This is a genomic window from Clostridium sp. N3C (genome assembly GCF_900095445.1).
Taxonomy (GTDB): domain Bacteria; phylum Bacillota; class Clostridia; order Clostridiales; family Clostridiaceae; genus Clostridium_AU.
The window spans coordinates 26370-37359 of the sequence record NZ_FMJL01000036.1 but is presented as its reverse complement, the minus strand read 5'-3'; the positions used below and the strand labels follow the sequence as shown (position 1 = coordinate 37359).

At 30.1% G+C, this 10990-nt stretch carries 9 protein-coding genes and 3 pseudogenes; 8 read left to right on the top strand and 4 right to left on the bottom strand.

Features of this window, described 5'->3' with window-relative positions; genetic code table 11:
- Positions 1 to 737, top strand: a 737-nt coding sequence (locus N3C_RS10355) for a PHP domain-containing protein (protein WP_178377806.1), incomplete at its 5' end; no start/stop codon positions are given.
- 245 nt (positions 738 to 982) lie between these two features.
- A complete protein-coding gene (locus tag N3C_RS10350) occupies positions 983 to 1180 on the top strand; it encodes a cold-shock protein (RefSeq protein WP_074365960.1) in 198 nt (65 codons plus the stop codon).
- Positions 1181 to 1510: 330 nt separating this feature from the next.
- On the opposite strand, the pseudogene N3C_RS10345 reads toward N3C_RS10350, so the two are convergent.
- The 3 genes and pseudogenes from N3C_RS10345 to N3C_RS15525 all read right to left on the bottom strand — a co-directional run.
- Positions 1511 to 2362, bottom strand: a pseudogene (locus N3C_RS10345) (DUF1002 domain-containing protein); the annotation flags it as partial.
- 140 nt (positions 2363 to 2502) lie between these two features.
- On the bottom strand, positions 2503 to 2925 hold the full coding sequence (locus tag N3C_RS10340) for a hypothetical protein (protein WP_074365958.1): 423 nt from the start codon (positions 2923 to 2925) through the stop codon (positions 2503 to 2505).
- A pseudogene (locus N3C_RS15525) lies at positions 2915 to 3022 on the bottom strand (helix-turn-helix transcriptional regulator); the annotation flags it as partial. The gene N3C_RS10340 and the pseudogene N3C_RS15525, both read right to left, overlap by 11 nt.
- 169 nt (positions 3023 to 3191) lie before the next feature.
- Here N3C_RS15525 and N3C_RS15335 point away from each other — a divergent pair.
- Positions 3192 to 4166, top strand: a pseudogene (locus N3C_RS15335) (DUF4474 domain-containing protein).
- A 126-nt stretch (positions 4167 to 4292) separates the two neighbouring features.
- Here the strand turns inward: N3C_RS15335 and N3C_RS10315 are convergent.
- Positions 4293 to 5375, bottom strand: coding sequence for an acyltransferase (locus tag N3C_RS10315; RefSeq protein WP_074365955.1), 1083 nt, complete (start codon positions 5373 to 5375; stop codon positions 4293 to 4295).
- A 274-nt stretch (positions 5376 to 5649) separates the two neighbouring features.
- Here N3C_RS10315 and N3C_RS10310 point away from each other — a divergent pair, with 274 nt between their 5' ends.
- From N3C_RS10310 to N3C_RS10290, 5 genes are all read left to right on the top strand, one after another.
- A complete protein-coding gene (locus N3C_RS10310; RefSeq protein ID WP_074365954.1) occupies positions 5650 to 6549 on the top strand; it encodes a metallophosphoesterase in 900 nt (299 codons plus the stop codon).
- A gap of 152 nt (positions 6550 to 6701) precedes the next feature.
- Positions 6702 to 8105 carry a L,D-transpeptidase family protein gene (locus tag N3C_RS10305; protein WP_074365953.1) on the top strand — a complete coding sequence of 468 codons (1404 nt, stop codon included), beginning with the start codon at positions 6702 to 6704 and terminating at the stop codon, positions 8103 to 8105.
- A 221-nt stretch (positions 8106 to 8326) separates the two neighbouring features.
- Complete coding sequence (locus N3C_RS10300; RefSeq protein ID WP_074365952.1) at positions 8327 to 9328, top strand: ABC transporter ATP-binding protein; 1002 nt, start codon at positions 8327 to 8329, stop codon at positions 9326 to 9328.
- 14 nt (positions 9329 to 9342) lie between these two features.
- Positions 9343 to 10161, top strand: coding sequence for an ABC transporter permease (locus N3C_RS10295; RefSeq protein WP_074365951.1), 819 nt, complete (start codon positions 9343 to 9345; stop codon positions 10159 to 10161).
- A gap of 2 nt (positions 10162 to 10163) precedes the next feature.
- Positions 10164 to 10964 carry an ABC transporter permease gene (locus N3C_RS10290; protein ID WP_074365950.1) on the top strand — a complete coding sequence of 267 codons (801 nt, stop codon included), beginning with the start codon at positions 10164 to 10166 and terminating at the stop codon, positions 10962 to 10964.
- Positions 10965 to 10990: the final 26 nt, after the last annotated feature.

Genomic DNA, 10990 nt, shown 5'->3' with positions numbered 1-10990 from the left:
GAATTCAAGAAAGATATAATCAATCTAGAAAGGTGATTATAATAAGAAACATAAAAGGTGATTTTCATATCCATTCCACTGCTTCCGATGGCGATTTGAGTCCTGCTGAAATAGTGAAATTTGCTAGAAAACAAGGATTAGACACCATTGCTATTACAGATCACAATACTGTAGATGGTATCTATGAAGCGGCTCAGGTTGCTTCTCTTTATAATGTTTCTGTAGTACCTGGCCTTGAACTTTCTACTAGGTATAAAGGAGTTAGTATTCATATTTTAGGATACTTTAGGTCTAACTTATTTAATAAGGATATCTTTAGGAGCGCCCTTAAATTTATACGATATCACAAATTTAAAGAAGCAAGAAAAATATTAAGGGGTATTATTTATACTGAAAGGCAACAAGGGCCTTTGAGCCTTTCAGAAGGTATTAATTTTTTAAGGGCCTTTGATGCTTCTGTTGTACTAGCTCATCCTGTCAGAATACAGAATAGATTGTTGTGGGATTTAATCCAATATCCCTTTGATGGCATAGAGGCTAAGTACTGTTGGAATAAGGATGAAGATACAAAATATTTTGTTAGACTAGCTTTAAGTAGATTTGCTTTTTATACTGGAGGTTCCGATTTTCACACTTATTCAAGTAAAAAACAGTCTCATTGTCTTATTGGACAACCTTTTCTTGATGCACTAGAAATCAGATCTTTTCTGAAAAATTCTAGGGCCTTAATCCTCTAATTTTGTCTAGCAATGTGGAAATCTTATATAATCTAATTTCTTATTTAGACAAATAAATTAAATTTAAAATAATAAAAGGATTGATTTATATATAAAACTGTGTTAAGCTAAATAAGAACTTAAATTAGTAGTAAACACAAATAGATTTCTAGTTGCACTTATTTTAGAAGTAAGTTAATAACGAAATTTTATTAGTGAGATGTTACCCTGATTTAAGGAAAGTAAAATTTCGGAGGTAAACATTAATGATTGGTACAGTAAAATGGTTTAACGCACAAAAAGGATTTGGATTTATTACAGGAGAAGATGGAAAAGATGTTTTCGCACATTTCTCTCAAATAAATGCAGAAGGTTATAAGACATTAGAAGAAGGTCAAAAGGTTTCTTTTGATATAGCTGAAGGACCAAAGGGACCACAGGCTGAGAATATTACTATACTATAGTTTAGGAATTTTAAACCCTTAAGTAGATTAACTATTTAAGGGTTTTTATTATTTCTTAGATTGGGTAAAGTTATATATTAAAAAAAGCAGAGTTTTAAGCTCCGCTATTTAACATGATTAAGATAAAGCTTTAAATAATATTATTGCGCTATTAGCTATAATGATAATGGCTATTATTCTTAGGATGTTTATAGTAGTTTTCTTTGGATTCTTTGTCTTAATAGATAATATTGCATCTGGCTTTAGGATAGCAAGAATTCCTAAGAGAGAAAATACTAGAGTAACTCCTAAATCTGTTCCACTTAAATCTTCCTTAGGTTCTATCCATAAATAATTTTTTATTGAGTCCCAAAGCTGTGAGAAAAAGGTCTTAGCTTTATCACTTTCCAGGGTTTCTTTTAATTTGCTTGCAACATTGTTTAACTGATTTTGAAGTTTTTTAAAATCTAGTCCTAGGTCATTGATCTTAACCATCAAGGCGGTAATCTTATCAATATCTTCCTTGCTTAAACTATAATTATAGCTATCAGTAATATCTTCTACTATTTCTTTTATTTCACCTTCAGTTTTAGGCTTTTCTTTTATTACTTCCCTTTTAATTTCGTTTATTAATCCAGCAGCTTTATCTTTGCCTATTTTGTCACCTAATTGTCCAGTGACTACCAATTCTTCTGTAGCAGCTATTTTTTTATCTTCATCTATTTTCTCACCCTTGCTGCTGCTTTCAAAACCTTTTATTATTCCGGTAAGGGCCGCTGTCCCGGAAACCTTAAAGGGGGCACCTACCTTAACATTGGCATTTTCTATACCAGCAGTAATTAGAGCATTTCGTATCATGTTTTCATCAACCCAGGTTAGATTCTTTAAAGATATATTTAATCCGCCGCTGCTGGTAGGTTCTATATAAGAACAGGATATGGATCTATTTCCTATTTGCTCTTTTGGAGCTACACTGCTTAAGTATTTAGATTCCTCCTCAATTGTAATTTCGGTTATACTAACATCTTCCTTAGTAACATTAAAATATTTAAGCATTTCATCTTTTTGTTGATCCGATAAATCTGCACCTAAGGTAACAATAATAAAAGAATCAGCATTTACTTTATACAGTGGTATGCCTATTACTAAAGAGATAATAAGCAGTCCCAAGAGTAATCTACTTATAATTTTCTTTAATTTCATACTTCCATTCTCCTTTATTATGTATTAATGTATTAAACTATATTTATGTACAATAATATATATATACATAAGTTTAAAAAAATGATAATAGAAACTCGGATCATAAAATACATCTATCATAAATTGCACAGGGAGCTTTATTAATGTTTCTTTTGGTAAAGTGAAATTAATATGCCTTGTATAGATATAAATAATACAATTGCGATTAATATAGATGCTAAATCTTTTCCTAGACATATAAAAATAAATTCTAAAATTAACAGGGCAATAGATGTTATAAGGAAGGAGTTTTCAGCAGCTTTTCCTCTTATCATAATTTTACGTTCGTCATTTTCTTCTATCTTTAAATCTTTATCAGATTCCACCAAAACATTTACAGAAAGAAAAATAAATAATATAGCTGCACAGATTAAAATCAGACCAGTTACTTTAAGTACAACTATAATTCCAGTGGAAAGTTGTAAGTCGAATTTTTTATTTGAAGCAGCTATGTTTATAGTTGAAAATCCTAAAATATATAATAGCGCACATAAAAAAGCATATAATTTTGATTTACTTTTCATTTTCATTAATCTCCTTATAAATAAATATTTCTTCAATTCTTTTATTAAAAAACTCTGCAATTTTAAAGGCCAATTCCAAAGATGGATTGTATTTTCCCTTCTAAATAGTAAAAATTGCAACGGATGTCAAGTTTGCTTTACACTTTATTGAAAAAATATAGTTTAACAATTTCTTTTATTAATATAGTTTATACGACAAAAATATTAACTTTACGACCTTTATATGAATATTATGATATAAAGTAATATACTTGAGGTGAGTCTTTATGTATTCTTATAACTCTATATCTAGCGTGCTATTTGCCATATTAGCTTCTTCAATGACAGCCATAAGAGTAGCTTTTCCTGATGTGTATAAAGGACTTGTTAATATAATAGAATCTAATAAAGTTCTAGATCAGGATGATAATGAACTAGCAACTGGTACTGGAAGTGAAGAGTTAGATAGAATAATAGCAGAAGCAGGATATGCCTATGATCCAAAGCAAGATATATTTTATTCAATTATGGATCCTTGGCAGAAAGAAATGGGCTACTGTAGACTCTATGACGAGGCTGCTGCTCCTATGGGCATGATTGTAGATTGCGAACCAATTTACTTTGAATATGATGGCAGGAAATGGTTGATTGAATTTTGGAAGGGACAATTTGATCTAGTTACCGGTTGAGAGATTGGAGTTTATAATACAAGTGAACCTGAATTAAATATTCCAGGATTTTTTACTGGCACCTTCTATAAGGCAGCAGGAGAAGAAGATTTATTAGAAATGTCCTATGTATTATATAAAAATGGTAAAAAACTCTTTGAGAGAAAGGATAAACATTGATGGCTAAGTGGTTTTAAGCTTGGGGAATTTTCAGAGCCCTCAGAGCTTTCTGCAGATATAAGTATTACTTTAAAGGATGAAGAAATGAGAGATGCCTTTGTAGAAGGAGTGAAAAGGGCAGGATATTCAGAAAAAGAAATTTCAATTATTAATAATACCGTTAGCTTAAAATTTGACAAGCCACGTACAGAGCAGCCTTTGTCAAGAACTGCTGTTACCGATTGGGTTATACAAAGAAAGAATGAATTGCTTTGCAATACCTATCGGAATTTAACTAGAGATTATACCAACCTAAGAGATAAAATAAGAATAGTTCAACAAAGAGTGCCAAATATATATTTAAAAATTTTAAATATGGGTAAAAGTAGGCAACTATTTAAGGCCTATGATAGGATTAAGGATTATTTGAATTAATGATTTATAGGTGTTGTAAAACTACTGATTGAGTAGTTTACAACACCATTACTTTGATATGAAAAGATTAAACATTCAAATTTTATCTATGCGAAACTATATTAATACTACACTTATAATAATTATTTAATCTGCAATTCCAATGTTTATATAACCAATACTTTTTTTTAATAATTCAAATACTGGATTAGTTATTTTATCATAAAGCAAGTGTACAAGCCAACAAATAAGATAAATACCAATGCAGGATATTAGCAAATGCAATATCATAAGCAAGGGATTAGCTGCAGCAAACTTTTGAACATTTAACTTTCCTAGAAAAGAATTATGAAGCAAAAACACTGTAAAGCTAGCTTTAGCCAATGAATTTATTATTAAACTAGGTTTCATTTTTATATTTTTAAATATAAGAAATAGTACGATAGCTTCTGTAATAATTAATGGATTACAATAAGACCAAGCAGTTTTTTCATTAAAATAGCCTATTACATCATTTAATCTTGACCAACCAGTAATTAATACAATACACATAATAAGTATTAACCACAGATTACTTTTCTTTACCTTAATATCATTTATTCTAATATAAGCTCCAATAATATAAACAAGCATAAAGTTAATTATTGAATAGCCCCATTGGCTACCATACATTCCTACTGAGCTTAATCCATACCATTGTTCTGACCGTAATTCTCCAGCAAGGTCAACTAATGTAGGATAAATTGAAAAAAGGATAAAAATGATAAGTAAGAGCTTTTTAAAGTTGCTCTTTGATAGCATTGATAAGGCTACGTTTATAAATGGTGATATTATATATAAAGCAATATACAAGATAACAAACCAATTTGCAGGTATCAATGATAATGCAAGACTCTTAAATGAAAAAATAGTTCTTCCTAAAACACATCTTAGCAAGTAAATTACTAAAGAAAAGGCCATTACTTGAATTATCAATTGAATTGGTTTTATTAGATTTCTCTTATTTGATTTACACATAAAATATCCGGAAATAAGAACAAATAAATTAACAGCACAAGCAAACAAAGTTTCCAGAATGTATAAAATATAAAAATTTACACTTCCCTGGACAGCATACATCAATCCTCCACCAAAAATAGGATTATTATAATGGAGTACAATTACGCCCATCATGCTTAAAACCCTCAATAATTCAATATTAGATTCTCGAGCTACTCTGTTGTTTTTCAAATTCTTCACCTCAAGTTAATTTAATAAAAACTTCTTCAGTTAATTTTCAATCTTTTTTCATAATACATTTAGAAAAGACAAGTTGTCAAGCAGATTACTTTATTTGACAATATATCAAAATAATTCTGTAGTGTTATTGTACTTCATTTAAGATAAATTATTTATGTTTTATATAAAAGTTCTTTTTAATATAAAATAGAAAAGGTTCTGTTAAATTAGGCATAAGAATATATTTAAATATTAGATTAATTTGCTTTATTAGTAGGAGGATATAGTGGATTCCTTAAAGCATATTTCCAAGGTTTTTCGGTCGGCAGAAGAAGTTGCCTTTGATGATAGTTCTAGAATTGTATTAATGAGTGACTGCCATAGAGGTGATGGAAATTGGAATGATGATTTTTCAAGGAACCAAAATATTTATTTTGCAGCCCTAACCTATTATTATGAAAGATCCTATACTTATATTGAAATTGGAGATGGTGATGAACTTTGGGAAAACAAAAGATTTTCAGATATAGTACGGGTTCATAGTGACGTGTTTTGGCTTTTATCGAAGTTTTTTGAGAGGAAAAGATTATATTTAATATATGGAAACCATGATATGGTTAAGAGAAATTGTAAATTCGTAAAAAGTAATTTATATCAATACTTTGATGAGCGTAAAAAAGAGTATGTTCCTTTGTTTGAAAATATAAAAGTTCATGAGGGATTGATTCTAAAGCATAGGTTTGATAAATATAAAATATTTTTGATACATGGACATCAGGTAGAATTACTGAATAATGAATTATGGAAGTTAGCTAGGTTTCTAGTTCGTTACTTCTGGAGGCCATTGAATTTTTTTGGAATAAATGATCCTACAAGAACTGCGGAAAGCTATCCTAGAAAACATGCTGCAGAAAAGAAGCTTATTGAATGGGTAAAGAAAGAAAAGCAAATGCTAATAGCAGGACATACCCATAGACCTATGTTTGCTGAAGTTGGTGATCCTTTATATTTTAATACTGGCAGTGGGGTTCATCCTAGGTGTATAACTACAATAGAAATTAATTGTGGTCAGATTGAATTGGTAAAATGGTATATTAACACTAAGAAAGATGGAACCTTATTTATTGATAGGAAGGTATTAGCTGGACCTATAAAACTTAAAGATGCAGTAGAAAAGTACTTTTAGTAATGAATTGTTAAAATATGTAATAACTTGATGTAAGTAATGATATATAAACTATATATAAAGTATGCTATAATAATATTTAACTTGAACATTATACTAACTACTAAGTTACTTTAAGGCATAAAAAGCAATAGATATAAAGGAGCGATATTATGGAGAGTGAAGTACAAAAAATAACAGGGGTTCAAATAAAAAAAGGGAAGAGACTATTAATTGTTGCAATGATTATAATTTGCTCTTTACTTGCTTTTTATCTATCCGCGTCCATATATTTTGTTAAACATTTTTATTTTGGATCAGAAATAAACTCTATTAATGTGTCTGGAAAAACAGTAGAGGAAGCTGAAGGTGTTGTAATGGACATGCTTCAAAAGTATACTCTATATTTAGAAGGTAGACAAGGTCAAAAAGAAAGTATTAATGGTAAGGATATAGGGCTAAAACATAATTCGAAAGAAGATATCCAAAAAATCAAGGATAAGCAGAACCCCTTAGGTTGGATTTTAGGTGTTTTTTCTGCTAAAAATTCTTTTATTGAAGTGACCTTTGATGAAAAGCTACTTCAGGAGCAAATAGACAAGCTTTCTTACTTTGATGAAAAGAATATAGTAGAACCTATAAATGCTAAAGTGGAGTTTAAGGATAATGGATATGTAATAATAGAGGAAGTGAAGGGCACTAAAATAAAAAAAGATGTAATACTATCTAAAATAAAAGAAGCAATACTTAAAGGTAAATCATCCATAGACCTGGATAAGGAAGGATGTTATGAAGAGCCTAAGTATACTACCAATTCTAAAGAAATTCTAGAGCTTAAGAAAATTTTAGATAAGTATGTAGCTACAAAAATTACTTATACTTTTGGAGAAAGTAAGGAAGTTTTAGATGGCGCAATAATTAATAAATGGCTAACAGTAGATGATAATTTACAGATTTCTATTGATGAAAATCAGGTAAGAGTATATGTAGATTCATTGGCTATGAAGTATAATACAGTAGCAAAGAAAAGAGATTTTGTAACATCTTCAGGAAAAAACATAACTGTCAGCGGTGGAAATTATGGCTGGTCAATCAATAAACCTAAAGAGGTGCAAGACATAATAGCATCTGTAAAAGAAGGACAAAATATAACAAGAGAAGCATCCTTTTATCAAAGAGCAAATGCCTATGGTAGTAATGATATTGGTAACACTTATTTAGAAGTAGATTTAAGCAAACAACATATATGGTATTATAAAGAGGGTAAACTCATAGCTGATGGGGATGTGGTAACCGGTAATATAAGTAAAAATTATGGAACACCTACCGGTGTTTATACCTTAGCTTATAAGCAGAGGAATGCAGTGCTTAGAGGAGAAGATTATGCAACACCAGTAAGTTATTGGATGCCTTTTAACGGAAATATAGGATTACATGATGCTTCCTGGAGAGATGCTTTTGGTGGTGAAATATATAAAACTAAGGGTTCTCACGGTTGTGTAAATGCTCCACCAGCTTTGGCAAAAACTATATATGAAAGTATTGAAGCGGGAACCCCTGTAATTTGCTATAACTAATTCTCCTAAAGACATGTTGGAAAATTTAAAAGAAGATTTAATAAAAGCTGAATACAAATATATCCCAGTAATATATTAGAAAATATGTTGACACTGATTTTATGACATGTTAAAACATTATTTATTATTATAAATATAGAGATAAGTTTTAAACTCCATAGTTTTTATGGAGTTTTCTTATTTCATGAATTTTCTAAATATTTTTATATAGGGGGGTCCTTATGATTAGGGTAAATGGCATTTCAAAGGAATTTATATCCGCTAAAAAGTATCCAGGCCTCAAGGGTGCTATAAAAGGATTGTTTACAAGAGAAAAGGTTAGAAAGGTAGCTGTGGATAATGTTTCCTTTCACATTAAAAAGGGAGAAATTGTAGGTTATATAGGAAGTAATGGTGCTGGTAAATCTACTACCATAAAGATGATGACAGGAATTTTAAAGCCTACATCAGGAACTTGTTTGGTTGGAGGCATAGATCCAAGTAAAGAAAGGAAAGCTAATGCACAGCAAATCGGTGTTGTTTTTGGACAAAGAACACAGTTGTGGTGGGACTTGCCCTTAAGTGAGTCTTTTGTGGTTCTGAAAGAAATTTATGGAGTAAGTGATAAGCACTTTGAAGAGAGAATGAAATTCCTTAATGAAGTATTAGGATTAGAGGATTTTATTCATAGTACCGTTAGAACCTTATCCTTAGGACAAAGAATGAGAGCAGATCTAGCAGCAGCTTTGTTACATAATCCTAAAGTTTTATACTTAGACGAACCTGCCATTGGCTTAGATGTAGTAGTAAAAGATAAAATAAGACAGGCCATAAAGGATATAAATCAGAAATATGAGACAACGGTTGTTTTGACAACCCATGACCTAGGTGATATAGAAGAACTATGTAACAGAATTATAATTATTGACAATGGTAAGCTTATTTATGATGGTACCGTTGAAGAACTTAGAGATAAGTTTGGTATCAAAAGGACAATTGAAATTGAAGTGAAAAATGTAGATAAAATTAAAGATATTAATTATAATCAATACTTTAATTTAAGAGAGGAAGACTTAACCTTGGATATAAATGGAAATAACTTGAATTTTAGCTTTAACAAGAATTTAATAGAAGTTTCTAAAATAATATCTAAGGTTATGTCCGATACAGAAGTAAAAGATATTAAAATTAAAGAGACTGATCTTGCAGAGATAGTAAAAGAAATATATGTACATGGAATATGATAGGAGGGCTTTAAATGAAAAGGTTTTTTAAGGTATATTGGCCCTTTTCCCTTAATGTAATAAAGACTGCCTTATCTTATAAAGGAAGATTTTATTTATTTATGTTAGGGGGATTATTTACTGCTTTTATTAGCTATTTCTTATGGATGGCCATATATGGTAATTCCAGCAGTAATGTGTTGGGCGGATTTACAAAAAATGAAATGATTATATATGTGTTTATATCATATATAACAGCTCATATAAGTACTATTAGTATATCCTGGGATGTGGCAGATGATGTTATGCAGGGGACCATAGCTATGAACTTAATAAAGCCTATTGAATATAGATGGAGACTACTTGCTCAGGCTTTTGGACAAATGGTTTATAGAATGCTTTTCCCTTCAGTAATAATTTGGGGTACTCTAGAATTATATAAATTCAAGTCTTTGGGAATAGGCTTTACTCCTATATGGAATATTGTTCTCTTTTTCCTTAGTACTTTTATGAGCTTTTTAATATTTGTCTTGTTTGACTTCTGTTTTGGAATGATATCCTTTTTTACAACTTATTTTTGGGGAGCTAATATAATTAAGAATTGCATATTAAATTTTCTAACAGGAGCTCTTATACCACTAAGTTTCTTTCCTGCTGTATTGCAAAAAGTATTTGATTATCTTCCTTTTGCTTCAATGAATTATGTACCGGTAATGATTTATCTTGGTAAATATAGCAGAAATGAAATTGTTTTCGTATTAGTAAAACAAGCTGCCTGGGTAATAATTCTTTACATATTAGGTAGTGCTATTTGGCGTAAAGTTACTAAGAGATTGATAGTTTTGGGAGGTTAATAATGAAAGAATTTAAAAGGTATGTAAGATTGTATATTGTTTTTGTAAAGCAATTTACTAAGTCAATAATGCAATCTAAGGTGGATTTTTTTATTGGATTATTTGGTTTTCTATTAACACAAGCTACTGGAATAGCATTTTTGTACTTAGTCTTTCAGCAAATTCCAAAACTTAATGACTGGACTTTCGAACAACTATTATTCATTTATGGATTTGCACAGATACCAAGAGGTATAGACCATTTACTTACAGATAATTTGTGGATTTTAGCCTGGAAGCTCGTTGTAACTGGTCAGTTTGATAAATATATGCTTAGACCTATGAATCTCTTTTTTCAAGTGATTTGTGACAGATTTCAAGCAGATGCCTTAGGAGAATTGATTGTAGGTTCTATCTTAGTAGGAATTTCAGCTTCAAAAGGGGTAATAGTTTGGAATGTTTCAAATATTATACTTTTCATAATTTCTATTTTCTTAGGAGCAGTTATATATACATCAATAAAGTTATTTTTTGCTTCTACCGCTTTTTGGTTCAAGGATAGTTCTCCATTTTTACAAACAGCCTATAATATATCCGATTTGGCCAAGTATCCATTAAGCATTTATCCTAAACCTATTCAGTTTATTATATCTTATATTTTGCCCTTTGCTTTTGTAGCCTATATACCAGCTAAATACTTTTTAGTGGGCGGAAGAGTTCTAAATACTATTTTCTTGGAGGGAGTAATTGCCTTAGTGCTTTGGATTATTTCATATGGACTATTTAAAAAGGGTGCAAGTATCTACGAAAGTGCAGGTAATTAGGTTTTAATTGTAAAATATATAGAATA

Excerpts from the sequence above, each read along its gene's own strand:
- N3C_RS10350 (WP_074365960.1), top strand. The coding sequence starts at position 983 with ATGATTGGTACAGTAAAATGGTTTAACGCACAAAAAGGATTTGGATTT.
- N3C_RS10340 (WP_074365958.1), bottom strand. The coding sequence starts at position 2,925 with ATGAAAAGTAAATCAAAATTATATGCTTTTTTATGTGCGCTATTATAT.
- N3C_RS10305 (WP_074365953.1), top strand. The coding sequence starts at position 6,702 with ATGGAGAGTGAAGTACAAAAAATAACAGGGGTTCAAATAAAAAAAGGG.
- N3C_RS10300 (WP_074365952.1), top strand. The coding sequence starts at position 8,327 with ATGATTAGGGTAAATGGCATTTCAAAGGAATTTATATCCGCTAAAAAG.
- N3C_RS10295 (WP_074365951.1), top strand. The coding sequence starts at position 9,343 with ATGAAAAGGTTTTTTAAGGTATATTGGCCCTTTTCCCTTAATGTAATA.
- N3C_RS10290 (WP_074365950.1), top strand. The coding sequence starts at position 10,164 with ATGAAAGAATTTAAAAGGTATGTAAGATTGTATATTGTTTTTGTAAAG.